Below are 25,141 nucleotides of genomic sequence, written 5' to 3'. Positions count from 1 at the left end.
CAAGAAACAATGGGAGAATGCGAAATGTCAGGAACACGTGGCCTCTTCATTCCAGGGCCGACCAATGTGCCACAGGCCGTCCGGCTTGCCATGGATATCGCCATGGAAGATCAGCGCGCGCCTGACCTTCCCTCATTCACGCTGCCGCTCTTTGCCGATGTGAAGAAGGTGTTCAAGACGGAGCAGGGCCAGATCTTCCTGTTTCCGGCCTCCGGCACGGGCGGTTGGGAAGCGGCGATGGCCAACACCCTCTCCCCCGGTGACAAGGTCCTGATCGCTCGCTTCGGCCAGTTCTCCCTTCTCTGGGCCGACATGTGCCAGCGCATGGGCCTTGAGGTTGACGTGGTCGACGTGCCGTGGGGCGAGGGCGTTCCCGTCGAGATTTTCGCGGAGAAGCTCAAGTCCGATAAGACACACAGCTACAAGGCTGTGCTGGTGACGCACAACGAGACGGCAACAGGTGTGACGAGTGACGTCGCCGGGGTGCGGCGCGCAATGGATGATGCGAAGCATCCGGCACTTCTCTTTGTGGATGCCGTGAGCTCGCTCGCCTCGATCGATTTCCGTATGGATGAATGGGGCGTGGATGTCTGCGTCTCGGGCTCGCAGAAGGGCTTCATGATGCCCGCAGGTCTCGCCATTCTTGCAGTGTCGCAAAGGGCGCTGGACATGCGCAAATCTGCCCGCGCGCTCCGCTGCTACTTCGACTTCGAAGATATGATGCGCACCAACAAGGACGGCTACTTTCCTTATACCCCGCCACTGCACATGTTCCGTGCACTGAGGGCCGCGACGGACTTGCTGCTGGCCGAAGGGCTGGAGAATGTCTTCGCCCGGCACCACCGCCTGGCGGAAGGCGTTCGCCGCGCGGTTCATGCCTGGGGCCTGAAGCTCTGCGCCAAGGACCCGAAGTGGCATTCGGATACGGTGAGCGCCATTCTGCTGCCGGAAGGCTTCGACAGTGCGGCACTCGTGCGGCACGCCTACACCAAGTATCACATGTCGCTCGGCATGGGCCTCAACAAGGTGGCGGGTAAGGTGTTCCGCATCGGGCACCTGGGGGATCTCAACGAGATCATGTGCCTGACGGCAATCGCAGGCTCCGAAATGGCCATGCGTGACTTGAGCGTTCCCGTGGAAGCTGGCTCCGGCGTCGCCGCAGCGATGGAATACTACCGTGGCGCTGCAGGCAGCACCGCTCTCAAGAACGCGGCCTGAGGAGATCAGCCATGGACATTCATGAGTATCAGGCCAAGGAAATCCTCAGCCGCTTCGGCGTTCCTGTCCCCAAGGGCGCGCTGGCCTACAGCCCCGAACAGGCAGCCTACCGCGCGCGAGAGATTGGCGGCAAGCTGTGGGTGGTGAAGGCCCAGGTTCACACCGGCGGGCGCGGCAAGGCAGGCGGCGTCAAACTCTGCCGCAGCGAGGATGAAGTTCTGGATGCCGCGGATGAACTTCTCGGCAAGAAGCTGGTGACGCATCAGTCAGGCCCCGCCGGCAAGATCGTCTACCGCCTCTATGTCGAAGGTGGCGTTGCGATCACCAAGGAGCTCTATCTGGGCTTCGTGCTCGATCGGAAGTCGGAGCGCGTCATGGTCGTCGCCTCCTCCGAGGGCGGCATGGAAATCGAGGAAATTGCGGCTGAGAAGCCCCAGTCTATCGTCAAGGTCAGCGTTGAGCCGGCAGTGGGCATGCAGGCCTTCCAGGCGCGTGAGATTGCCTTTGCGCTGGGCCTCAAGCCCACGCAGATCCAATCCGCCGTCAATGCCATTCTCGGCTGCTACCGGGCGTTCGAGGAACTCGATGCGACCATGGTCGAGATCAATCCCCTGATCGTGACGGAAGACGATCACGTGATGGCGCTCGACGCCAAGATGACCTTTGACGACAATGCACTCTTCCGGCACCCCGCAGTGGCCGAACTGCGTGACAAGAGCCAGGAAGACGCCCGCGAAACCCACGCCAATGACCGCGGTCTTGCCTATGTCGGCCTTTCCGGCAGGATCGGCTGCATCGTCAACGGCGCCGGCCTCGCCATGGCCACGATGGACATGATCAAGCTTGCAGGCGGCGAGCCTGCGAACTTTCTCGACATCGGTGGTGGCGCAACGCCTGAGCGCGTGGCCAAGGCCTTCAAGCTTGTGACCATGGACAAGAACGTCGAGGCGATTCTGGTCAACATCTTCGCCGGTATCAATCGCTGCGACTGGGTCGCAGAGGGCGTGATCCAGGCCCTCGAGAAGAGTCCGGTGAATGTGCCAGTCATCGTGCGCCTCGCCGGAACCCATGTGGAGGAGGGCCGCCGCATCCTGGCGCGCTCGGGCCTCCCGGTGATCCGCGCCAACACGCTGGCCGAAGCCGCCGAACGCGCGGTTGCGGCCTGGAAGAACAATGCCAACACGCTTGGCCTTAAGCTGGTGAACGCATGAGCATCCTTCTTGACCGCACAACCCCGGTTTTGGTGCAGGGCATCACCGGCAAGATCGGCACCTTCCACACCAAGGAAATGCTGGACTATGGCACCAACATCGTGGGCGGTGTCACCCCCGGCAAAGGCGGCACCCTGCTCCATGGCCTGCCCGTGTTCGACACGATGAAGGAAGCAGTGGCCAAAACGGGAGCCTTGGCTTCGATCGTCTTTGTGCCGCCCCCCTTCGCGGCCGACTCGATCATGGAAGCCGCGGATGCAGGCACCAGGCTGTGTGTGGCCATTACTGACGGCATTCCGGCACAGGACATGATCCGGGTTAAGCGCTACATGCGCCGCTACCGGGCTGAGAACCGCATGCGTCTCATTGGCCCCAACTGTGCCGGCGTCATCTCCCCCGGCAAGGCGCTGATGGGAATTATGCCAGGTAACATCTATCTTCCCGGCAATGTCGGCATCGTCGGCCGCTCCGGAACCCTAGGCTATGAAGCCGCAGCGCAGATGATGGAACTGGGAATTGGTGTCTCGACAAGCGTCGGCATCGGCGGTGACCCGATCAACGGGTCCTCCTTCAAGGACATTCTGGAGCTGTTCGAATCCGACCCCGAAACTCATGCCGTCGTGATGATCGGTGAAATCGGCGGACCGCAGGAAGCAGAGGCCGCGGAATATATCCGCGACCACATGACAAAGCCGGTGATTGCCTACGTGGCCGGTCTGTCCGCCCCCAAGGGCCGCAAGATGGGCCATGCTGGCGCCATCATCCAGGCCTTCGGAGAAGGCGCATCCGAAAAGGTCGAACTGCTGCGTGACGTGGGCGTTGCCATTGCGCCCACGCCTGCCGAAATCGGCAGCACGGCGCAGAAAGTCCTCAAGGCGGCTTAAGGAGGCCTGAACCATGAACCGGCCTCTCGAATCCCCGGTGCGGCTGGGGCGCAGCGGAGCGGCGAAACACGCCGTCACGATTGTGCCTGAGCTTCGCTCCTACCGCTACGAACCGAAGCCCTGCCGCTTGTCTGCCATGCAGACGCTGGTGCTGCAGCTCGTGTGCTGCGGCCTTGCCGACAAGGAGATTGCCTACCTCCTTGGCGTTGCCAGCGCCACGGTGAAGGCTCACATGTCCCGGGCAATCCGGGACATGGGACTGTTCCGCCGCCACCAGCTGGTCCGTTATGTGTTCGAAAACGGCCTCTTCGACCCCGAGACGGCGCAGGCGGAAATCCTGCGCCGCCGCGCCGCCTGACCCCTCTCAAGCATTGGAAACAAGATGAGCTTCTTTACCGTCGAGCAGGCGCCTGCGCGCCTCAACCGCAGCGAACTGGCCGTGCCCGGCAGCCAGCCCCAGATGTTCGAGAAGGCGGCGAAGTCCGCAGCCGACGTGGTGTTTCTCGACCTCGAGGATGCCGTCGCCCCGGATGACAAGGCCCAGGCGCGCAAGAACATCATTCAGGCGATCGGCGACATCGACTGGGGCAATAAATCGCTCTCTGTGCGCATCAACGGGCTTGATACGCACTACATGTACCGCGATGTGGTGGACGTGCTCGAACAGGCGAGTGACCGGCTGGACCTCATCATGATCCCGAAAGTCGGCACCGCGTCTGACGTCTATGCCATCGACATGCTGGCAACGCAGGTCGAAACGGCCAGGGGCAGGCGCAAGCGCATCGGTTTCGAGCTCATCATCGAAACGGCCCTCGGCATGCAGAACGTCCATGAGATCGCCGCCGCCTCGAAGCGCAATGAGTCGCTGCATTTCGGTGTTGCGGACTACGCGGCGTCAACGCGCGCCCGCACCACGTCCATCGGTGGCGCCAATGCCGATTATGCCGTGTTGACAGAACCCTTGGCGGATGGTTCACGCCAGACACATTGGGGTGACATGTGGCACTACGCGACAGCCCGCATGGTCGTTGCGGCTCGTGCCAATGGTTTGCGGCCAGTTGACGGCCCCTTCGGAAATTTCTCGGATCCTGATGCCTTCCGGGCAGCCGCGGCGCGGGCGGCGGTGTTGGGCTGCGAAGGCAAGTGGGCCATTCACCCGTCACAAATCGGCCTTGCCAACGAGGTGATGAGCCCCTCCGAGGCGGAGGTAACGCGCGCCAGGCGCATTCTGATGGCGATGAAGGAAGCTGAAGCGCAGGGCAAGGGCGCTGTCTCCCTGGACGGCCGCCTCATCGACTATGCCTCGATCCGCCAGGCCCAGGTCCTGGTGGAAAAGGCCCAGCAGATCGAGAAATCATCTACCTGAAACTGGCAGTCACCGACTTGTTGGCAGACATGGTGACCGTGCAGGTGGTGGAACTCCCTGTGCATGCCCCGCTCCAGGAGCTGAAGCGCCGGCCGCTGATGGGTTTCGCCGTCAGCGTCACACTTGTGCTGGCGACGAACTTGGCGCTCGCCGATGAACAGCTTGTGCCGCAATTGATGCCAACGGGAGCGCTGGTGACACTGCCGTAGCTCCGGTTGATCTTGCTGAGGCTCAGTTGGTAATTCGTGGTGGCGGGCGTTGGCGTGAAGACCACCGTGTCGAGGTAGCCCGCGTCAGCACCAGATGTGATGGAGGAATCCTTCGCATAGGTCCATTTCAGCACATGGCTGCCGGTCGCGATCGACCATTGCTGCTGGGCGAAGGCGGCGGTCCCGCTGATGCGCCCGGTTTGCTGTACGCCGTCAATCGAGAAGCTGAGGAAGTCATAATTGGCTTCTGAGGAAACCGACCAGTAGTAGCTCAATGTGCCGGGGCCCGTGACGGTGGTCTGGATCGAGGATTTCTGGCTGTGGGTGATGGTGCTGTTGCGGGCCGAACCCGTGGCGTCTCCGCTGCGCTTCACCGTTGTCTGGCCGTACCAGCCACCTGCGTCCCCGGTGACTGCCGTGCTTGACCATGTGAGGGTATCATCCAGGGCCGTATTGAGGGAAACCCTGGTGTCGCTGAACAGTGCCGTTACATTGGTCGTGGGGGACGACACGAGCGGCAATGTGATGGTGCACGTGGCCTGCGAGCCCGAACATGCGCCAGACCAGCTGGCGAAGTTTGAACTGCTGTCAGCTGCGGCGGTAAGCGTTACCGTCGAACCCCCGGTGAAGGTGGCCGCGCAGGTGCTGCCACAGGAAATCCCTCCGGGCGAGCTCGTGACCGTTCCGCTGGCACTGCCCGCGCCGGATACGCCCTTGCTCACCGCAATCGTGTTCAACGCCTGGTTTCCGATATTGGCGATGGCCAGGTCCGGGCGCAGGAACGGCTTTGAAATGGTGCCGCCCGTGCGCGTGTCGGTCACCCGCGGAATGTTTCCGGCGGTCAGCGCGGAAATGATTTGGTCGGCCGTTGCATCAGGCTTGGCCTGGCGCAGCAGGGCAATGGCGCCAGTCACATGTGGCGTTGCCATCGATGTTCCGCACATCGTGGCATAGCTGCTCTGCGGCACGGAAGAGGTGATGCAGCCTCCCGCGGCCGAATCGCCGCCAGGGGCAAAGAGCGTCGTGTAAGGATTGATGTTCGAATAGCTGGCCACATTCCCCAGCTTGCTGGTGGCCGCCACGGACACGGCACTCGAAATGCAGGCGGGAGAAGACATTTTGCTGGTTGAGCCATTGTTGCCGGCGGCAACCACCGTCAGCACCCCTTCCGAGCGCAGCAGGTCGATGACCGGCTTCTCGGAATCTGAATCGCAGGGCCCGGTATAGAGCGTGCTGCCGCCGAGGCTCATGTTGATCGAGTCGATATGATACGGGTTTCCGTTGGTGGAAACGAGACCTTCAATATATTGCAGCCCACGGATGATGTCGCTCGTATAGGCGCCGCCCTGCGAACCGAAAACATTGACCATCACCAGATTGGCCTTGTTTGCGACACCCCGGTTGACCGGCGAACCGGCGGCAAAGGAGCCGGCGGCGATGCCTGACACGTGGGTCCCGTGATTTTCACCGCTGGCGGGGGCGGAAGAACCAGCCCCGGTCTGGCTATAGCCACCATTGGGGCAGAGCGAGGATGTCAAATAGCAAGCCTCGGCCACCACGCGCGCGCCCAGGAAAGGGTGGCTGGACTGTACACCTGTATCGATTACAGCGACGGTACGGCCATAACCGCTCGGCTCCGTGGTGTTGCTGTTGGAGCCTGACGGCAGGCCGATCAGGGGAATCGAGGCATTGAGCGTCGGCAGCTTGAATTCGTCGATCTCGATCTTGACCACATTCGGATCGGTTTGCAGGCGCTGGAGTTCAGCCTGGGTCACTTCGGCGGCGAAGGCCGGTATGATGGTGAAGCGCGTGACCGGACGGCCCGATGTTGTCTTTCCCGACGGGAAAACGCGTCCTGTGACGCTGTCGACGAGGTTCTTGATTCGGTTGAGGGCAGACGCCCGCTCCGCCTTGCGCCGCAGCAGCGGCTGGAGGGCCGCTGTATTCTGCTCATTCAGAACATGAACGATGACCCTGCTCTTGCCTGACTGGGCGATTTCCGTTTCGATTGCATTCTCGCTGGCGAGCTTCGTTGGCACTGACTGCGCCGAAGATGGCAGGGGATGGAATAGGGTCACTGCGATTGCTGTTGCGATGGCCGTCATCCAACACCTTGATGCGTAACCGGGAAGGCCGTTGCTCATGAGCTTTTCCATCCTTTGCAACAAATCAGGGCCGTTACGATTGCCCGCGATGATAGGCACGAGGTTGCGAAGTTACGAATAGGTAAAATCACATATCAGAGTTCAGAGGCTGATGATGGCCCCTTCGGCTTAATAAAGTGCTTGCTGACGCCGAGCTTGCCGGGCATTGCAATTCCAAAGACACGGATGCCGGGTACCAGATGGTGCTGCGGCAGCCGGGACGCGAATGTGAACAGCAGGTCAGGCTACTCCTGACGAACAGGTGCCTTGATGGCGTTGAATGAAAGATTGATGAGTAGCCGGACGTGGTCCTGCAGACTTAGGGCTGTAGCATCGGCAGCACTGCTCGTCATGCTTGCAGCCTGCGGCACCAATGTTCCGCGTCTCGATGATGCACCGGTCAACAGCTTTGCCACGCCCGTGGGCTATAGAGGCATCCGCTATTGGGGTGACGCCGAACTCAAGAAGCTCAATGAATCCTCCGCCGTCCGGCTGCAGGAACTCCGCGAAGCGCACAAGGCGGATCCGACGATCCCACTCGAACGCGCCTATTACCTGGCCATTTCCGGCGGCGGTGGTGACGGGGCCTATGGCGCAGGTATCCTGACCGGCTGGACCAAGGCCGGAACGCGGCCGAAATTCGAAGTGGTAACCGGCATCAGCACGGGCGCACTCACCGCACCCTATGCGTTTCTTGGTCCCGAATATGATGGAAAGCTGAAGGAAATCTATACAACGATTTCAGACAAGGACGTGCTCCGCAAGACGGGGCCACTTGGCGCCGTCTTCGGCTCGTCGCTCACCGACAACAGCCCGCTCAAGGCGCTGGTGGCGAAATACGTCACGCTGGATCTGTTGGACAAGATCGCGATCGAGAATGACAAAGGCCGGCTCCTGCTGATCGGCACGACCAACCTTGATGCCCAGCGCCCCGTCGTCTGGAACATGACGGCCATCGCCGCGAGCGGAAATCCGAACCGGCTGCAGCTTTTCCGGGACGTGCTGATTGCAAGCGCGGCCATTCCCGGCGTCTTCCCGCCGCAGCTCATCAAGGTGCAGGCTGATGGCAAGCTCTATGAGGAGCTCCACGTTGACGGCGGCACCACCACGCAGGCCTTTCTGGTGTCTGGCCAGAATTCGCTGAAGGAGGTTGATGCCGCGCTGAAATTCCCCCGCAAGCGCAGCCTCTACGTCATCATCAATGGTACCTTCGCGCCCCAGGCTGAAAAGACGGAAACCAAGACGCTTGCCATTGCCGCCCGCTCGATCAGCACGCTGATCAAGAGCCAGAGCATTGGCGATGTTTACAAGATGTACGCCCAGTCTCAGCGTGACGACGTGGACTTCAACCTCACCTCCATACCGGGGGATTTCACGGCCAAGGGCAAGAGCGAGTTCGACCAGGTTTACATGCGCAAGCTCTATGACCTGGGCTTCGATCTGGGCCAGACTCCCGCCGCCTGGTCCAAGACGCCGCCTGACTACAACAAGTAAGCGTCACTCCTCCCGCAGGAAATAGACGGGCTGCTTCTCGGAACCGCGGCCCAGGGTAAGTCCCTCCACTTCGGCCAGGCGCAGAATGTCAAGATAGAGCCGGTGCGTGGCCTGGCGTGACGCCGTGCCGCTGCGCGTGTCAAGGATGGTCGTGATTTCGATCTGGATGCCGCCGGCAATGATACCGCTGACGTTCACCTCCGTTGCCGAAGCCACGAACATTGGGTCGGAGGCGATCCTCTCAGACACCGCCTTGGTAAAGGCCTCAAGCTTATCGGGCGTGCCGCCGCCCGTGACCAGCACCGTGGAGCTCAGCGTCCGCCGGCGGCGTACGCCGAGATTGTTGATCGTGGTGTCGGCCAGCTTGCCATTGGGAACGACAAGCAGGCTGTCATGCAGCGTTCTGATGCGGGTGGAGCGGAGGCCGACGGCCTCCACCCAGCCATTGACGTCTCCGGCGATGATCTGGTCGCCCTTGCGGAACGGCCGGTCGCCCAACAGAATTCCAGCGCCGAACAGATTGGCAAGCGTCTCCTTGGAGGCGAAGGCGACCGCGAGGCCGCTGATGCCGAGGCCCGCCAGAAGCCCCGTGGTGGGAAGCGACCAGAGATAGCCCAGTCCAAGGGCCGCCAGGGCCACCAGGCTGAGCTTCGCAACCCCCGTCACGAAGGTGAGGAGAATGTTGTCGACCGTGGTTTCTGTGCGCTGGGCGAAGTGATCGAGAAGGGATGCGATGGCCGCGATCACCTGCCATCCGGCATAGGCAACCACCATCAGCAGGATGGTGCCCACCACAGGAAGGGTGAACTGGCGGGTGGCAGCGGGAAGGCCAAGCTGGCGCACGTAATAGGTGCCGATCAGAAAGGCCAGGCCGATGCCCAGGGCGCCTGCCAGCCGGGCCGGGTTTTTGACATGGTGCTTCACCGGTGGCCTGGTCATCAGCCAATATCCGGCACGGCGGAAGACTAGTGCCAGCAGGATCATGCCTGCCAGCAGCAGAAGGGCGGCCACAACCTGCCAATACTCGATCTGCCCTTTGCCCAGTACGTCCCGCAAGAGGAAGGGCGCGTAGCTTTTCACCTGCTCCCGCATCGAGAACATCGGTGACGGCGGAATGAGCCGCGGATCCAGCCGGTGAATTTCTGGAAGCGTCTCGACGGCGCTGAACAGGCGGCGCGCGTCCTGCGCGGTTTCGGCGGAAAACTTCCAGCGTGTATCGGTGCCTGAGCCCAACGGTTCGATCACGATGCGGCCGGCCGGGTTTTCGAAATAAACGTAAGGCTCACGGCTGGCGCCCGAATTGGGGACGCTCTGCAGCACGCTGTGGCCAACCCTGTCGATGATGTGGACGAGATACTGGGCAACCAATCGCCCTTCTTCCGTCTTGAGCACGTCCGGCACGAACGAAAGATCGATTGTGGAAATTGCCTGCGCGGATCCACCCTTGCCCCAGCGCGACATGCCCTCCAGAAAGGCGCGCATGGTGTCCCGCGGGCTTTGCAGCTGGCGGAAGCCGTCTGCGGGCCGCGCCGGGCCTTGGGCCGTCATGGTGCGGAGGGTTTCGGCCGCGGGCATCACGATCCGCCAGTCGCCCGCCGCATCGCGTGCCATGTCCAGCCGCACGGGAGGGGCCGCATCCAGCCGCGGGAGCGACAGGGTGACGACGGAGGATGAAGCGGTGTCAGGAATGTTTGCGAGGCTGAATGTCGCCTGGTCGATCAGACGGAACAGCTCCTCGGCCGCGGCAAAGCGGGATTCGCGCGAGGCCCAGTCGGGCGCCTTCCCGAAATCGATTGTATCGACAGCCCATGCCAGGGCGTGGGAACCGGTGGCATCAGCGAGGTTCGCCGCGTTCAGAAAGCTCCGCATTGCGGCGCGTGGCGTGCGGAGGTCAACGCTCACGATGGGCTCGCCTGCACCGGGGTCGAGGCGGATGCCGCTCAGCCAATCGCCCCCCTCCGTCTGGCCGGAGAAGCTGGTTTGTTCCGGACCCAGCGTGGCGCTCAGCCCTTCGGTCACGCCGTCATAGTCGATCTGGCCGTCCAAGTTTTTGTTCTTGGCCGTGGCCATAATCTTGCCGCGGCCGTTGCTGTAGCTGCCGGTGACGCTGTTGCCCTGCTGATCGAGGGTGAGGATCGCGCCGCCATTGCGCCAGGTGACCTGCCACTGCCCCGACCAGGGGCCATCAGCCATCGCCGGCAGAGCGGCCGCCATCGTCAGAAAGAAGAATAGAAACAGTCTTGTCATGGCCTCGCCGCCGTCCCCGCCGCCCTGGAGCCGCTATAGACACACGGGGCCTTGCGAGATGCAAGCCGAAGCGACGTCCCCCGCCATCGTCGTCGAATTGTCACATGCAGAGCCTAGCCGGAACACACAATCCGCCGGCCAGCCAAGAAAACCTCCGTGAACCCAGCCGCAGTGCCCGGACTCATTTATGCCTTTGGCTTTGATGCGGAAGGGCGCGGAACGCAGCTTCCGGAAGATGAACTGCGCGAACGGCCGCCACGGGCCGGAAAGTGGATCTGGCTTCACCTGAACCTTGCGGATTGGCGCTGCCGCAAACTGCTGGTCCAGAGGTTCGGCTTCCCCGGCGATCTCGTCACGGAATTCTGTGATCCACCGCTCCGCCAGCAGGTGAGCGCCCGGGAGGGCGTCCTCTTCGGGCATCTCGCAGACTTCCGGCGGGAGTTCGACGCGGATTCGACTGAATTCGCATGGATCCATTTTGCGCTCGGGGATGGGTTCCTGATCACCGGCCGAGTCAAGGCCGTGCACTCCGCCGAACGACTGCGCCAGCTCGTCAAGGCTGGCCACAGCTTCGAGTCTCCGGCCCACCTGCTGTCACATCTGCTCTCGCTCTACACCGATGTGCTTGCCGCTTCCCTCCACCGGCTTTCGGACGAGCTCGAAATCATTGAAGATCACGTGCTTGATGAACACCATCGCGGTGAGCGCAAGCGCCTGATGCTGACGCGCCGGGAGATCGCCCAGCTCCACCGTCACATGCGCGCCATGCGCCGGGCACTGCAGACGGCGGAACGGGCCCGGATACCGGCACCCGATGCCTTCACCGCCACGGCCTCCCGGCTGATCGATCTCGACCAGGATTATGCGGACATGGAAACGCGCGCCCGGTTCTTTCATGACGAGATCGACGCCAAGCTCACGGCGGAAACCAACCGGCAGCTCTATACGCTTTCCGCGCTGACGGCCGCCTTCCTGCCGCCGACGCTCGTGGCCGGCCTCTTCGGAATGAACCTCGACGGCATTCCTTTCACAGGGTCTCCCTGGGGGTTCATTGCCGCCGTGGGGTTGTCTGCCGTGTCCTCCGCGGCGGTGATCCTCTATCTTAGGCTCAGCAGCTGAGGCTCTGCGCTATGGACCGCCGTTGAAAACGCGGACGAGCACGGATTGCAGCTGGTCCAGCCGGAACGGCTTGCGCAGGATGACCGCTTCCTTCCCCGCAACGATCTCAATCGCCTCGGTTTCGGCATAGCCGCTCGCGAAAATGATATTCAGTTGGGGAAAGCGCTGCCAGGCGATATCCGCCAGCTCGGCGCCGTTCATGCCAGGCATGGCGAAATCGGCGATCAGCAGTTCCGGCGTTTCCCCATCAAGGATCTGCAGCGCTGCTTCGCCATTCTCCGCCTGAAGCACGCGGTGGCCGATTTCGGCGAGAGAGGCCGCCAGCATTTCGCGCAAGTCCTTGTCATCGTCGACGATGAGGATGTTTCGGGGCGCCAGTGTCCGTTCGGTGGCGGGGATGGGCTGTTCGGCACCAGACGTCGCCGAAGTGCTCACCTGCGCGAGCATGATTCGGACGGTGGTTCCGTTCCCCGGCCTGCTTTCGATCCTGACGGTCCCGCCTCCCTGCCGCGCCATGCCATAGACCTGGCTGAGACCCAGCCCCGTTCCTTTGCCGATGCCCTTCGTGGTGAAAAAGGGTTCAAAGGCCCGCGCTATCACGTCCGGCGTCATGCCGGTCCCGGTATCGGCCACGGCAAGCTCGACATAGTGTCCGGGTGAAAGCTCAACGTCATCATCGATCTCCACCGCGCGCGTCGAAATCGAAAGCACGCCGTGGTTGGAAATGGCGTCACGGGCGTTGATGGCGAGGTTGAGGATCGCCATTTCAAGCTGCGTCGGGTCCGACAGCACCGCGCAATCGGCCGAGAGCTCCAGGCGGAGCTGAATCGAGGGGCCAAGCGAACGGGCCAGCAGCTCCTGCATGCCTTCCACCAGTCCGGAAATCATCACCGGTTTGAGTTCAATCCGCTGCTCGCGGGAAAAGGCAAGAAGCTGGCCCGTGAGTTTTGCCCCGCGTTCGGCACTGGCCAGGCCCGCTTCGGCAAGCTGCCGCACATTCTCGGCATCGCCGGACTTACGCCGGATCAGTTCAAATCCGGCGGTAATGGCACCGAGGAGATTGTTGAAGTCATGTGCGATGCCGCCCGACAGCTGGCCGATCGCTTCCATCTTCTGAAGCTGCCGCAGGGCCATTTCGGCGCGCTCGCGCTCAGCCACTTCCGCCTGAAGCCGCTCGAGGGCGTGAGACAGATCTGCGGTACGCTGGATGACCTGGGCTTCGAGGCTAGCGTTGAGTTCGGCCAGCGCCAGTTCGCCACGGCGCAGGGACTCCTCGTTCCGCTTGCGGTCCGTCACGTCCCGGTAGAACACCGCTATGTTGTCGCCCACCGGGTAGGCCCGCATGTCGATCCAGGTTTCGCGTCCGTCAGGCCACACATAGAAGTGCTCCATCGCGACCGGAATACGTTCGTCGCGCGCCTGGAAGAGCAGCCTCCCCAGCTCGGGAGAGGCCTCTGGATGGGACTCCAATTGGGTTTTCCCGATGAGAGCGCTGCGCGGGCGTCGCTCGAGCCGCTCCGCCTCCGCATTGAGGTCCAGAACGCGGAGGTCCCGGTCGAGCAGCACGAAAGCTTCCGTCATATTGTCGAGCACGCCCTGTGCCCGGTCGCGCTCTGCCCGCAGTGCGGCTTCAGCCTCCTCGCGCCGCCTCTCGGCGATGATGCGCTCGCTGGTTTCGACGACGATCGCCAGCACGCCAGCGGGCGTCCCGCCCTCATCAAGCACCGGTGAGTAATCGAGGTTCATGAAAACCTGCTCGGGCCGTCCATTGCGGTAGAGCGTCAGTTCCTGGTTGCGGTAAGCCAATGTTCCGCCTGACAGGCCGACCTTCATGACATTGTCGTTGAATTCGGCAACTTCAGGCCAGCCCTCGCGGACCTTGGATCCAAGCAGCTTCGGATGCCGGCCGCCCGCGAAGCCGGAATAGGCATCATTGTAGAGCATGATGCCGTCCTTGCCCCACAGCATGACAATGGGAACGGGTGAGAGTAGAACGATGGCAAGGGAGGTCCGGAGGCTCGCAGGCCAAGCCTCCATGGACCCCAGGGGCGTTCTGGCCCAATCGATCCCGCAGATCAGACGCGCTGTCTCGCTCCCAAGAGACAGCAACGTCGCTCTGAAATTGTCACGCCCTTCTGATCTCATAAGCTGAGTTCCGACTGCGGCAAAACCATAGATCGTCATGCGCGCCGGAACGCCGGCGTAGCTCTTTAGCTAGCTATCAAAAGCACTGATTGCAATCCGTCACATCGGCAACGGACAGAGCGAAGAAGATGAAATCACTGGTTTGGCGGCCCCGACAGGATTCGAACCTGTGACCCTCAGTTTAGGAAACTGATGCTCTATCCAGCTGAGCTACGGGACCTTGGCCGGGTTCGTTCTAGCCTCACTCGGCAGGTTTGGGAAGAGCGGGGCCTCATGGAAAAGGCCCGGCGCGGGGCCGGGCCTTCGTCCCTCGGATGTCTTTTCTCTTAGGCGGCTTCTTCCGCCGTAACGTCGTCTTCGGTCTTTTCGCCGGTGGGTGCGCGCTTGGCATTCTTGGAGAGATATTCCTCGAGTTCCTTCACCGCCTGATCGTCATCGATCTTTTTGACGGCGGCGATTTCACGGGCCATCCGGTCCAGTGCCTGCTCAAAGAGCTGGCGTTCGGAATAGGACTGCTCGGGCTGACGCTCCGAGCGGTACAGATCGCGCACCACCTCTGCGACGGCCATGATGTCGCCGGAGTTGATCTTGGCGTCATATTCCTGGGCGCGGCGGGACCACATGGTACGCTTGATGCGCGCGCGGCCCTTCAGAACCTTCAAGGCGGATTCGATCTGCGTCTTGTCCGAAAGGCGGCGCATGCCCTTCTGCTCGGCGCGGCTCGTCGGGACCTTGAGGCGGAGCTTTTCCTTCTCGAACTCCACGATGTAGAGCTCAAGCTTCGCACCTGCGATTTCCTGCTCCTCGATGTGGCTGATCTTGCCCACGCCATGGGCAGGGTAGACCACCAGGTCATTCACCTTGAAGACGAGCTTCTTGGGCGCAGGGGGGCTTGCGGGCGCTGCTGCGGCGGCTTGCTTCGGAGCGGCGGCAGGCTGGGCGGCAGCGGCCCTGACGGCCGGGGCAGGCGCGGCGGAAGGCTGCGCGATGGCGGCCTTTGCAGCCTTCACCGGAGCAGGCGCCTTAGGGGCCGCAGGAGATGGCTTCGCGGCTGCCGGCTTTGCTGCAACAGACTTCGCTGCGGGCGTCTTGGCGGGGGCAACGGGCTTCACGGCGGCGGCAGGCTTGGCCGGGGTTTTCGGAGCAGCCATGGGCTTTGCCTTAACAGTGGTAACCGGCTTCGAGGTCTTCTTGGGGGCCGACTTGGTCTTGGCCTTGGCCGAAGGCTTCTTCGCGGCCGCGGTCTTCGTCTTCGCTTTTGTCATATCTGTCCTTCGCCCTTTGCCCGAAACTCGTTATGGAATATGTGTTCCAGCTGCGGCAACGGGACACTGTTCAGCGCTGCCCGAAGGCGGCGCAGCTTGCCTCTCTGTCCAGATCCCGTATCCGACGTCCGCTGCAAATCACCGGAAGGGCGCCCTCGGGCCCCATTCGCTTGGTGCTATTGCCGGCGTCTGCATGAAATAGTCCGGGCGGTGCGCCCGGTTTCCATCATCCAACTGGGTTTACATATTCTTCGTGGCTTAAATATCACAAGTTTAAGCATTTTTAAAGCCCGACATGTCCGTGTACGGCGGAATCTTGCGCCGCACACGGATGAATCCGGGCAAAAAGGTTAATGGGGTCAAGGCTTTTGCATGCCGGGCCTGCAGCCTCGGCATGGAGGATGAATTGCCTCAGTCACCCTCGCCGGGATTCGGGGAGAAATACTTCTCCAGCTTGCCCTCGACGCCGTCGAATTCCTTGGCGTCGGAGGGGGCATCCTTCTTGGTGGTGATATTGGGCCACTGGGAGGCATAATCGGTGTTGAGCTTCAACCAGGATTCGAGGCCAGGTTCGGTATCGGGCTTGATCGCTTCCGCCGGGCATTCCGGTTCGCACACACCGCAGTCGATACATTCGTCCGGGTGGATCACCAGCATGTTCTCGCCCTCGTAGAAGCAGTCCACAGGGCAGACTTCCACGCAGTCCATGTACTTGCACTTGATGCAATTGTCGGTGACGATGTAGGTCATGGAGGCTCAACCGTTCTTTAAACCGAACGCTTCCTAGCAATTTCCAGAGAGGCTTGCACCTCTTTTTACGGCGTTTCACCGTCCGGGGATGACATGCCAGCCTCGCGGTAGAGGCGGCAGGCGGTTTCAGCGGGGCCCCGGCGCTCCGCCAACCCTTCAACCTGCAAAACCCGCACGCGGGTGTTCAGCACGATGGTGAGCACATCACCCGCCTTCACGGCGTGTCCAGGCTTCGGCGTCTTGAGGCCGTTGATGCGCACATGGCCTGATTCGACGAGCCCGGCCGCAGCCTCACGCGTCTTCACCACGCGGGCGAACCAGAGCCACTTGTCGAGGCGCTGGCGGCTGGCCGTTTCGTCACTTGCCCGCAAGCTTTGCCTTTAAAGCCCCAAGAACGGCAAAGGGCGAATCGGGGTCTATGGGCTTCTCGGGGCGGGGTTTCCGCTCTTCGAACTGGGGCTTTCGCTCTTCGTGGCGGGGCTTGGCGCGCTCAGGGCGTCCGTCTTGTGCCTCCGGCCGGTCATCTCGGCGGGGACCCTTGCCATGGTGGCGGCGTGGACGCCCGCCGTCGCGCCGTTCACCTTCGGGTTTTTCGCCCGCTGCGGGAGCAGCTGCCTGCGGGGCCGCCTCACGGCGGTGCTGCGGGCGCTTCTGCTGGTTCTGACGTTCCGGGCGGTGGCGGAAGGGGCCGGTATCGCGCGGCCACCACACTTCGATCTCGATCTCTTCTGTGGCCGCTTCAACGGCGGCAGTGGCTTCGGCGGTGGCCTCCGTAGCAATCGGGGCAGACTCTTCCTCCGCAGCAGGCGTTGCCAGGTCAGGCGGGGTTTCAACGGGAGCGGGCGGCAGCTCGGGCGGCGTGGGGGGCTCCATCGGGGGTTCTGCCGGCTGAGGTGGCGGAGGCTCTGGCGAAGGCGGGGCTTCGGTTGGCGTTTCGGGCGGGATCTCGGAAGGGGTGTTGCCCGGAAGCTCCAGGGGAGTGCCCGGCTCCTCTCCAGCCGTTGGGGTGGCCGCAACGGCGGCCGCCGCAAGCGGGCGCTTCACCTTCTTCTTCTGCATCCGGTAGTCGAGGCTCCGGAGAATGCCCAGGAAATCCTCTCCTGAGCAGCCGACCAGCGACATCATATCCGGGACGACGGCAAAGCCGCCGCCTTCGATTGAACCCGCCGGGCGGGCCTCCTCAGGAAAGCGTGCCCGCCAGAAAACACGGTCACGGATCAGGTCCGCCAGACGCTCCAACATGTCGATACGGACGACGCGCGAACCGCAGATGCGGTAGCCGCAGACGCCATAGAAACCCTTCGGAGTGGAGCGGTCAAAGCTGGCGGAGGTGAGGCCCTGGCCCGGAGGCTGGGGAAGGGCGGCAGGTTCGAGCTTCCCTTCCTTGGACAGGTTTAGCGCCCAGAGCAGCAGGCGCAATTCCGTGGGAGCGGGCTTCAGAAGGGCCGGCACATAGACGTTGAAGGCGCCGAAGCGTGCGCCAAAGGCCCGCAGCTTGGCGCGATCATCCTGGCTGAGGGATTTCACCTCTTCCGTTACGCTGTCCCGCGGGAGGACGCCCAGGGTTTCGACCAGCCGGAAGGCGATGCCACGGGAGATGCCCTCAAGCCCTTCACCCTCTTCCAGCTTCACCAGCGGCTCGAGCACGGATGCAATGTGCCGGTCGACGAATTTCTGCAGCCGGGCCTGAACCTCTTCCCGGTCACTCCCCGACAGCTGGTCGCCGGCAGTGACGGCCGCGCGGGGCTTCAGCAATGTGGCTCCCGGCTCCAGCCGGCCGACGGGCGCATGATTCCAGATGATCTGGCCATCGCGGCTCAGTTTCAGCGCGGTGTCGGTGGAGGCCGCCACGGCCTTGGCCCGGGCGTTGATTTCGGCCGCAACAGCGGACAAGGCTGCGGCTTTGAGGGCGCGGGCCTCCGCCCCTTCCGTGGCGCCATCGGGCACGAACAGGAAACCCTTGATCCGGCCAATATATTCGCCCTCCACATGGATGGCGCCATCTTCCTCAACAGTCGACATCAATTCTTCCTTCTGGGCCAGCCGCTTCATCAGCACGCTGGTACGGCGGTCGATAAAACGCTGTGTCAGCCGCTCATGCAAGGCATCCGACAGCTTGTCCTCTATCTCTCTCGCGTAAGATTGCCAATAGAGAGGCGCTTTGAGCCAGTCCGGCCGGTTGGCGACGAAGGTCCAGGTCCGGATGTGGCTGATCCGATTGGAGAGCGTATCCAAGTCGCCATGGGTGTTTTCGCAGAACTTGAGTTGCCGCACGAACCAATCCTCGTCAATGAACCCATCCCCCGTCTGGAGATACTGGTAGATCTTCGAAACGATCGAGGCGTGCTCCGAGTTCGAAATATTTCGATAGTCCGGAATTTGGCAAACCTCCCACAGGCGTTCCACATCCTTTTTTGCCGTGGCGAGGTCCCTTGTGGCGGGGTCCCGGGCGAGGGCTTCCAGCGCTAGCATGTCGGCATTGGGCTGGGCGCGCGTCAGGCCCTGCTGCCGCGGCAGCATGCCCAAGGACTGCTTGAGCCGGTCGAGGGAGCCGAAATCCAGCTCGCGGTTCCGCCACTGCAACATGCGGACGGACTCGAAATTATGGCTCTCGAGCCGCTCGACCGTCTCCTGTTCGAAGGGGTCGGCCTCACCCGTTACCCCGAAGGTGCCGTCATTCATGTAGCGCCCCGCGCGGCCCGCAACCTGGCCCAGTTCGGACGGGTTCAGCTGCCGGTACTGGAAGCCGTCAAACTTGCGGGTCGACGCGAAGGCCACATGGTCGACATCCATGTTCAGCCCCATGCCGATCGCATCGGTTGCGACGATGTAGTCGACGTCACCTGATTGGTAGAGCGCCACTTGCGCATTGCGAGTCCGGGGCGACAGGGCGCCCAGCACCACTGCAGCGCCGCCCCGCTGACGGCGGATCAGCTCGGCCGTCGCATAGACCATCTCGGCCGAAAAGGCGACAATGGCCGAGCGGCGCGGAAGCCGGGTGATCTTCTTCTGCCCGGCATAGAGAAGCTGCGAAAACCGTGGCCGTGAGACAAAGCTGGTGCCTGGAATGAGCTTTTCGAGGATGGGCCGCATGGTGCCGGCGCCCAGCAGCATGGTCTCTTCCCGGCCGCGGCGGTGCAGAACCCGGTCCGTGAAGATGTGCCCGCGCTCGAAGTCCGCGCAGAGCTGCACCTCGTCAATGGCGAGAAACGGCACATCCACATCGGATGGCATCGCCTCGACAGTGCACACCCAGTAGCGCGCGGCGGCGGGAATGATTTTCTCTTCACCGGTGACGAGTGCCACGGCGGCATCGCCTACCTTCAGGCGCACCCGGTCATAGATCTCGCGCGCGAGGAGGCGCAAGGGAAGGCCGATCATGCCCCCGCCGTGCCCCAGCATGCGTTCGACCGCGAGGTGTGTCTTGCCGGTGTTGGTGGGGCCAAGCACGGCAGTGACGGTCTTGGGGGAAGGCATCAGGGGAGCGGTTTCAAAAATTCCTTTCCTGACAGTTGGGGCGGAGGCGGGGGCAGGTCAAGGGAATTTGCCCCGTTCTGAACCGCTGCGTTAAGGGATGGATTCAAACCGGAACGAAGCTGGCCCGAATCGCTACTGCAGAGAAATTCCGCATTTGTTCTCCAGCATTTACGCAAGATTCTGAAAACTGGTTTCTGTGTGGATCTGCACTGTGAGCGCAAACCATGCTCGCCGAAGCCGCTCCCTGTTTACGAGTTGGGGGTTATGGTTGACGGACCCTTGCGGCGTCTGTGCCATCAACTGGCGGCATCTTAACGAAGTGGACCATCTGCGGAACGGAACGTGGCCGAATCGCTGCACCCCCGGTTTTCCCGGTTTGTTCTCGCTACATGATGTGGCGTCGCCTCCAAGAACCTACTAGAGGTGAACGGAAACCGGGTTCTTCGAACACCGCGTCCGCGCGCTGCGTTAACCAGGCTGTGCGAGAATGGGACAGGTCGTTTCAGCGGTCAGCGGCTGGAAAACCCTCCCGTTAGACTTGACCGGGCGCATTGCTCCCACTATAGACCCGGCATCCGAACCGGAGGCATCCTGCCGTCCGGAGCCCATATTTATTCTGGAGTTTCGCCCATGGCCCGCCGTTGTGAGTTGACGGGAAAGAATGCGCTGGTTGGCAACAAGGTCAGCCATGCCAACAACAAGACCAAGACCCGCTTCATGCCGAACCTGTGCGACGTGAGCTTGATGAGTGATGCCATGGGCCTCACCTATCGCCTTCGCATTTCGGCAATCGCGCTGAAGTCGGTGGAGCATGTGGGCGGCCTCGATGCGTTCCTGCTGAAGGCGGACAACGAGAAGCTCTCGGAAAAGGCCCTGCGCCTGAAGCGTTCGATCGCCAAGAAGGTCGAAGCCGCCAAGGCCGCCGCCTGATCTTCTGGCCGCGCCTGATTTTCAAAAGCCGCTCCAATCGGGGCGGCTTTTGGTTTAAGTGGCTCCCATGAGCGAGGATGCTGCACCGAAGAAGCCCTCCGGCCCGCGTGACGGAAGCCCGCGCGTCCACGGCTCGGCACAATTGCGCAATGCCGCGCTGGGCCGCTTCACGGAGGTGAAGGAGCGCGTTCAGCTTCTTGACTCGACCCTAGGCGACTATTCCTACATCGAGCGCGATGGCGAAACGATCTATACCGATATCGGCCGCTTCTGCGCCATAGCCGCCCATTGCCGCATCAATGCGCTGAACCATCCGATGGAACGCGTCAGCCAGCACAAGATCACCTATCGGCCGAACGAATATTTCGCTGGCGCAAAGCTCGACAAGGCCTTCCGGGAGGCGCGCATCGCGCAGCGCGTGGAAATCGGCCATGACGTGTGGATCGGCCATGGTGCCATCATCCTGCCGGGGGTCAAGATCGGCCATGGCGCGGTTGTGGCCGCAGGTGCTGTCGTGACCAGGGACGTGCCGGCCCATGCCATCGTCGGCGGTGTTCCCGCGCGATTCCTGAAGTGGCGCTTCGAGCCGGAGATCAGTCGACGGATCATCCGCCTCGCCTGGTGGGACTGGCCGCATGAGAGGCTGGCCAAGGCCATCGAAGACATGCGCGCGATGGGCGTGGACGCGTTTCTGGGAAAGTATGAGTAGCCAGCGGTAACGTCCTCGCCCGCTTCTTCAGCGGGAGGGGACGTAAAGCCCTTCAACGCTTGCCCGCGCGCTTTCGCGGAGCGACAACCTTTGCCTCGATCTTGTCGGAGAAAAGCTCGGCGAGCTTCTCGGTCATGGCACCTCCCAATTCCTCGGCATCGACAATGGTCACGGCGCGCTTGTAATAGCGCGTCACGTCATGGCCGATGCCGATGGCGATCAGTTCCACCGGCGAGCGTTGCTCGATGTCGGTGATCACCTGGCGGAGGTGCTTTTCGAGATAATTGCCGGAGTTGACGGAAAGAGTTGAATCGTCAACGGGCGCACCATCTGAAATCACCATCAGAATGCGCCGCTGCTCGGACCGTGCGAGCAGGCGGTTATGCGCCCAGATCAGCGCCTCGCCGTCGATGTTCTCCTTCAACAGCCCCTCGCGCATCATAAGCCCCAAGTTCCGGCGCGCGCGGCGCCAGGGCGTATCGGCGGATTTGTAGATGATGTGGCGCAGGTCGTTCAGCCGCCCCGGGTTCGAAGGCTTGTTGGCGGCCAGCCACTTCTCGCGCGATTGCCCGCCCTTCCAGGCTCTCGTGGTGAAGCCGAGAATCTCCGCCTTCACGCCGCAGCGCTCCAGCGTGCGCGCGAGAATATCCGCGCAGGTCGCGGCCACCGTGATCGGCCGTCCGCGCATGGAGCCTGAATTGTCGAGCAGCAGCGTCACCACCGTGTCGCGGAACTGCGTGTCCTGCTCCACCTTGAAGGACAGGGGGTGCATCGGGTCGATCACCACGCGTGTGAGCCGCGCGGCATCGAGCACGCCTTCCTCGAGATCGAAATCCCAGGAGCGGTTCTGCTGCGCCATCAGCCGGCGCTGCAGGCGGTTGGCGAGCCGCGCCACCACGCCCTGCAGGTTCGAAAGCTGCTTGTCGAGATAGTTGCGGAGCCGTGTCAGCTCCTCCGCATCGCAAAGTTCCTCAGCCGAAATCTCTTCGTCGAACTGGTTGGTGAAGACCTTGTAGAAATCTTCGTTGGAGAGGGAGGAGAAGGGGAGCTGCGGCTTCCAGGGATCCTCGCCATCCTGCTCGTCCTCGCCGTCCTGGTCCTCCGACTGATCGTCGGCATCCATCTGTTGGGCGTCCATTTCGGCGGCATCGGTTTCGCCTTCGGCGTCCTGCATCTCCTCCATGGACTGCTGGGAACTGTCCTGTTCCTCGCTGTCGGGTGTTTCCTGACGTTCGCCGGAATCTTCCTGCGGCTCGTTGTTCTCGTCATTCTCGTCAGACTGGTCAGGATCTTCGCCCAGCTCCTCGCCCATGTCGAGGGCTGCGATGATGTCGCGGGACATGCGGGCGAAGGCGGCCTGATCATGGATGTTGTCCATCAGGCAGCTGAGCTGGCTCTGCGCCTTCTCTTCGATCCAGGGCCGCCACAGATCAACCATGGTGCTGGCCCCTTCCGGCGGCCTTGCACCCGTCAGCTTCTCGCGCACCATCAGGGCCACCGCTTCATCGAGCGGGGCGTCCTTTCGGTCGGTGTAGCGGGCAACGTCCTTCCTGCGGTAACGGTCGTCCAGCATCGCGGCAAGATTGGTCTTCATGCCCGGCATGGCGTTGGCGCCCAGGGCCTCGATGCGCGCCTGCTCGACGGCCTCGAACACGGCGCGGGCATTCTTGCCCTGCGGCTGGTAGCGGGCGTGTACCTTGTCATTGTGGTTCGCAAGCCGAAGGGCGAAACTGTCCGAAAGGCCGCGGATGATCGCAACATCGGACGCATTCAGCTCATTGCCGATCTGCGGCAGCTTTGCCCGGTTACCCGAAAGAGCCGGGTGTTCGTTGCCGAAGGCCACGGTAAGCTCCGGGTCTTCGGCAATGGTCTTCATCGCGACGGTGAGGACGCGCTTGAACTCGTTCGAAGGTGTGTCCTTTTCCTTCGCCACGCTATCTCACTCAGGCAATCGCGATGTGAGCGGAGGATTCCGGCAGTTCTTCGCCGAAGCAGCGCTGGTAGAATTCCGCCACCACGCTCCGCTCCAATTCATCGCACTTGTTGAGGAAGGTCACGCGGAAGGCGAAGCCCACATCGCCGAAAATCTCGGCATTCTGCGCCCAGGTGATGACGGTACGCGGGCTCATGACCGTCGAGAGATCGCCCTGCACGAAGGCATTGCGCGTCAGATCCGCCACGCGAACCATGTTTGAAATGGTCTTGCGGCCTTTCTCATTGTCGAAGGGCTTCGACTTGGCGAGGACGATCCCCACCTCCTGCGCATGCGGCAGGTAGTTGAGAGCGGTGACGATGGACCAGCGGTCCATCTGCGCCTGGTTGATCTGCTGCGTGCCGTGGTAGAGGCCGGTCGTGTCGCCGAGGCCAATCGTGTTGGCCGTCGAGAACAGGCGGAAGGCGGCATGCGGCCGGATCACCTTGGACTGGTCCAGCAGCGTCAGCTTGCCGGAGCTTTCGAGAATGCGCTGGATCACGAACATCACGTCAGGCCGGCCTGCGTCATATTCGTCGAACACCAGCGCCACGTTGTGCTGGTAGGCCCAGGGCAGAATGCCTTCGCGGAATTCGGTCACCTGCTTGCCCTCCTGCAGCACGATCGCGTCCTTGCCGATCAGGTCGATGCGGGAGATGTGGCTGTCCAGGTTGATGCGGATGCAGGGCCAGTTGAGGCGGGCCGCAACCTGTTCGATGTGGGTCGATTTGCCCGTGCCGTGATAGCCCGTCACCATTACGCGGCGGTTGAAGGCAAAGCCGGCGAGAATGGCAAGCGTGGTCTCGCGGTTGAACAGATAATCCGGGTCCAGATCCGGAACATGTTCCGAGGTCTTGGAATAGGCGGGAACCTCGAGGTTCGAGTCGAAGCCGAAAAGCTGCTTCACCGACGCCTTGATGTCGGGCATGCCGTTCGCCTCTGCGGTGGCCTTTGCAATCATGTCAGGAGATCTTCATGTTCCGGGGTTACGGGCGCGGGTTTTAGACGGTCGGGCCCGATTGGGCAAGGCTTACGCCCGCTTAGCAGAAACCACTTGAACGCAGGTGGTCATAGGCCTGGATCACCGCCTTCAGCGTATCCTCATTGGCCCGGCTTCCGCCATTGGCATCAGGGTGAAGCCGCTTCACCAGTGTTTTGTACTGGGCCTTCACCTGATCCGCCGTTGCCGTATCGTCCAGCCCCAGTGTTTGCAGGGCTTTCAGTTCCGTGGCGCGAAGCGCCCGGCCTGACGGGTGGCGCCCCGGCTGCTTGGCCGCGCCGATGTTGAGCCCGAAGGGATCGTCGCGGAGCTGCGCACCCCTGCGGCGCACGTTGGACGCATTGGGCGTGGCGTTCTGGCCCAATTTCCAGGTCGGCCGGTCCCCTAAGCGGGAGTTCTTCTGGAACTCCTGCATTTCGTCGTCCTTCATGCCGGAGAAGTAATTATAGGTCTTGTTGTATTCCTGCACATGCGCCGGGCAATAGTTGTAGAACTTGCCCTCGTGACCACGGCCCATCGGCGCCTTGTGGCGCCCCGGGCGCGGGCAATCCGGCCAGTCGCATTGCGGAATGGTGTCTGCAACCTTCTTTTCCGCAGAAGGTTTCACCCTGATCTTGTCAAAGTATTTTGAATCGAGCTTCATCGCTGCCAATTATGGTGCTAGAGCCCCTCGCAAGCAAGCTTTCCCGCTGCAAGAGAGACAGAATGACACCTGACGCGAAACTGGGGCCCGTTGGCCAAAGAATCTCCGCAAAGCTCGTTCATAGTTTTGCGCCAGCTTCGCTCGAGGTGATTGACGAGTCCTACCAGCATGCCGGCCATTCGGGCGCCCGCCCTGACGGCGAAAGCCATTTCCGGGTGAAAATAGCGTCCGAAGCCTTCCGGGCGAAATCCCGCGTGGAACAGCACCGCATGATCAACGCTGCCCTCGCGGAGGAGCTGAAAGAACGCGTGCATGCCTTGGCAATTCAATCCTCGGCGCCCTGAAGCGGCTGCCGGCT

At 62.2% G+C, this 25,141-nt stretch carries 20 protein-coding genes and 1 tRNA gene; 10 read left to right on the top strand and 11 right to left on the bottom strand.

Annotated elements, in window-relative coordinates; all coding sequences use genetic code 11:
• Window positions 1-24 precede the first annotated feature (24 nt).
• The 5 genes from ACO06F_RS08285 to ACO06F_RS08265 are packed head-to-tail and all read left to right on the top strand — an operon-like array spanning window position 25 to window position 4,679.
• Window positions 25-1,218: an aminotransferase class V-fold PLP-dependent enzyme gene (locus ACO06F_RS08285; RefSeq protein ID WP_421696216.1), complete on the top strand. Its 1,194-nt coding sequence runs from the start codon at window positions 25-27 to the stop codon at window positions 1,216-1,218.
• A gap of 11 nt (window positions 1,219-1,229) precedes the next feature.
• Window positions 1,230-2,429 (top strand): malate--CoA ligase subunit beta, encoded by a 1,200-nt coding sequence (locus tag ACO06F_RS08280; RefSeq protein ID WP_421696215.1) that lies wholly within the window; start codon window positions 1,230-1,232, stop codon window positions 2,427-2,429.
• The gene (sucD, locus tag ACO06F_RS08275; RefSeq protein WP_421696214.1) at window positions 2,426-3,313 is read left to right on the top strand and encodes a succinate--CoA ligase subunit alpha; all 888 of its coding nucleotides are present in this window, start codon (window positions 2,426-2,428) and stop codon (window positions 3,311-3,313) included. Before ACO06F_RS08280 ends, sucD begins: the two co-directional genes overlap by 4 nt.
• Window positions 3,314-3,326: 13 nt before the next feature.
• Window positions 3,327-3,671: a response regulator transcription factor gene (locus ACO06F_RS08270; RefSeq protein WP_421696213.1), complete on the top strand. Its 345-nt coding sequence runs from the start codon at window positions 3,327-3,329 to the stop codon at window positions 3,669-3,671.
• Window positions 3,672-3,695: 24 nt separating this feature from the next.
• A complete protein-coding gene (locus ACO06F_RS08265) occupies window positions 3,696-4,679 on the top strand; it encodes an HpcH/HpaI aldolase/citrate lyase family protein (protein ID WP_421696212.1) in 984 nt (327 codons plus the stop codon).
• Here ACO06F_RS08265 and ACO06F_RS08260 read toward each other — a convergent pair.
• The gene (locus ACO06F_RS08260; RefSeq protein WP_421696211.1) at window positions 4,672-6,927 is read right to left on the bottom strand and encodes a S8 family serine peptidase; all 2,256 of its coding nucleotides are present in this window, start codon (window positions 6,925-6,927) and stop codon (window positions 4,672-4,674) included. The genes ACO06F_RS08265 and ACO06F_RS08260 overlap by 8 nt on opposite strands.
• A gap of 456 nt (window positions 6,928-7,383) precedes the next feature.
• On the opposite strand from ACO06F_RS08260, the gene ACO06F_RS08255 reads away from it, so the two are divergent.
• Complete coding sequence (locus ACO06F_RS08255; protein WP_421696210.1) at window positions 7,384-8,526, top strand: patatin-like phospholipase family protein; 1,143 nt, start codon at window positions 7,384-7,386, stop codon at window positions 8,524-8,526.
• A gap of 3 nt (window positions 8,527-8,529) precedes the next feature.
• Here ACO06F_RS08255 and ACO06F_RS08250 read toward each other — a convergent pair whose 3' ends face one another.
• The gene (locus ACO06F_RS08250) at window positions 8,530-10,773 is read right to left on the bottom strand and encodes a mechanosensitive ion channel family protein (RefSeq protein WP_421696209.1); all 2,244 of its coding nucleotides are present in this window, start codon (window positions 10,771-10,773) and stop codon (window positions 8,530-8,532) included.
• 156 nt (window positions 10,774-10,929) lie between these two features.
• Between ACO06F_RS08250 and ACO06F_RS08245 the strand changes: the two genes are divergently transcribed.
• Window positions 10,930-11,892, top strand: coding sequence for a CorA family divalent cation transporter (locus ACO06F_RS08245; protein ID WP_421696208.1), 963 nt, complete (start codon window positions 10,930-10,932; stop codon window positions 11,890-11,892).
• Window positions 11,893-11,901: 9 nt separating this feature from the next.
• On the opposite strand, the gene ACO06F_RS08240 is transcribed toward ACO06F_RS08245, so the two are convergent.
• From ACO06F_RS08240 to ACO06F_RS08215, 6 genes are all read right to left on the bottom strand, one after another.
• Window positions 11,902-13,929, bottom strand: a complete 2,028-nt coding sequence (locus ACO06F_RS08240; RefSeq protein WP_421696207.1) for a PAS domain-containing protein — start codon at window positions 13,927-13,929, stop codon at window positions 11,902-11,904.
• Between the two features lie 251 nt (window positions 13,930-14,180).
• Window positions 14,181-14,257: transfer RNA gene (locus ACO06F_RS08235), tRNA-Arg, on the bottom strand.
• Between the two features lie 106 nt (window positions 14,258-14,363).
• Window positions 14,364-15,302 carry a CarD family transcriptional regulator gene (locus ACO06F_RS08230; RefSeq protein ID WP_421696206.1) on the bottom strand — a complete coding sequence of 313 codons (939 nt, stop codon included), beginning with the start codon at window positions 15,300-15,302 and terminating at the stop codon, window positions 14,364-14,366.
• A gap of 411 nt (window positions 15,303-15,713) precedes the next feature.
• On the bottom strand, window positions 15,714-16,052 hold the full coding sequence (gene fdxA, locus ACO06F_RS08225) for a ferredoxin FdxA (RefSeq protein ID WP_421696205.1): 339 nt from the start codon (window positions 16,050-16,052) through the stop codon (window positions 15,714-15,716).
• A gap of 65 nt (window positions 16,053-16,117) precedes the next feature.
• Window positions 16,118-16,423 (bottom strand): RNA-binding S4 domain-containing protein, encoded by a 306-nt coding sequence (locus tag ACO06F_RS08220; protein WP_421696204.1) that lies wholly within the window; start codon window positions 16,421-16,423, stop codon window positions 16,118-16,120.
• A complete protein-coding gene (locus tag ACO06F_RS08215) occupies window positions 16,410-19,529 on the bottom strand; it encodes a helicase-related protein (protein WP_421696203.1) in 3,120 nt (1,039 codons plus the stop codon). The genes ACO06F_RS08220 and ACO06F_RS08215 overlap by 14 nt, the downstream gene beginning before the upstream one ends.
• A gap of 630 nt (window positions 19,530-20,159) precedes the next feature.
• On the opposite strand from ACO06F_RS08215, the gene rpmB reads away from it, so the two are divergent.
• The gene (gene rpmB / locus ACO06F_RS08210) at window positions 20,160-20,459 is read left to right on the top strand and encodes a 50S ribosomal protein L28 (protein WP_421696202.1); all 300 of its coding nucleotides are present in this window, start codon (window positions 20,160-20,162) and stop codon (window positions 20,457-20,459) included.
• Between the two features lie 67 nt (window positions 20,460-20,526).
• The gene (locus ACO06F_RS08205) at window positions 20,527-21,168 is read left to right on the top strand and encodes a DapH/DapD/GlmU-related protein (protein ID WP_421696201.1); all 642 of its coding nucleotides are present in this window, start codon (window positions 20,527-20,529) and stop codon (window positions 21,166-21,168) included.
• 52 nt (window positions 21,169-21,220) lie between these two features.
• Here the strand turns inward: ACO06F_RS08205 and cobT are convergent, their stop codons facing one another.
• From cobT to ACO06F_RS08190, 3 genes are all read right to left on the bottom strand, one after another.
• Window positions 21,221-23,044, bottom strand: coding sequence for a cobaltochelatase subunit CobT (gene cobT / locus ACO06F_RS08200; RefSeq protein ID WP_421696647.1), 1,824 nt, complete (start codon window positions 23,042-23,044; stop codon window positions 21,221-21,223).
• Window positions 23,045-23,111: 67 nt separating this feature from the next.
• A complete protein-coding gene (gene cobS / locus ACO06F_RS08195; RefSeq protein WP_421696200.1) occupies window positions 23,112-24,101 on the bottom strand; it encodes a cobaltochelatase subunit CobS in 990 nt (329 codons plus the stop codon).
• A gap of 79 nt (window positions 24,102-24,180) precedes the next feature.
• On the bottom strand, window positions 24,181-24,783 hold the full coding sequence (locus tag ACO06F_RS08190; RefSeq protein WP_421696199.1) for a J domain-containing protein: 603 nt from the start codon (window positions 24,781-24,783) through the stop codon (window positions 24,181-24,183).
• Between the two features lie 62 nt (window positions 24,784-24,845).
• Between ACO06F_RS08190 and ACO06F_RS08185 the strand changes: the two genes are divergently transcribed.
• A complete protein-coding gene (locus ACO06F_RS08185) occupies window positions 24,846-25,127 on the top strand; it encodes a BolA family protein (protein ID WP_421696198.1) in 282 nt (93 codons plus the stop codon).
• The last annotated feature ends 14 nt before the right edge of the window (window positions 25,128-25,141 follow it).

It is taken from the genome of Aestuariivirga sp. (genome assembly GCF_965227715.1).
Lineage (GTDB): Bacteria > Pseudomonadota > Alphaproteobacteria > Rhizobiales > Aestuariivirgaceae > Aestuariivirga.
Note: the sequence above shows the minus strand (reverse complement) of the source record. Positions and strands in the feature narration are given on the sequence as shown.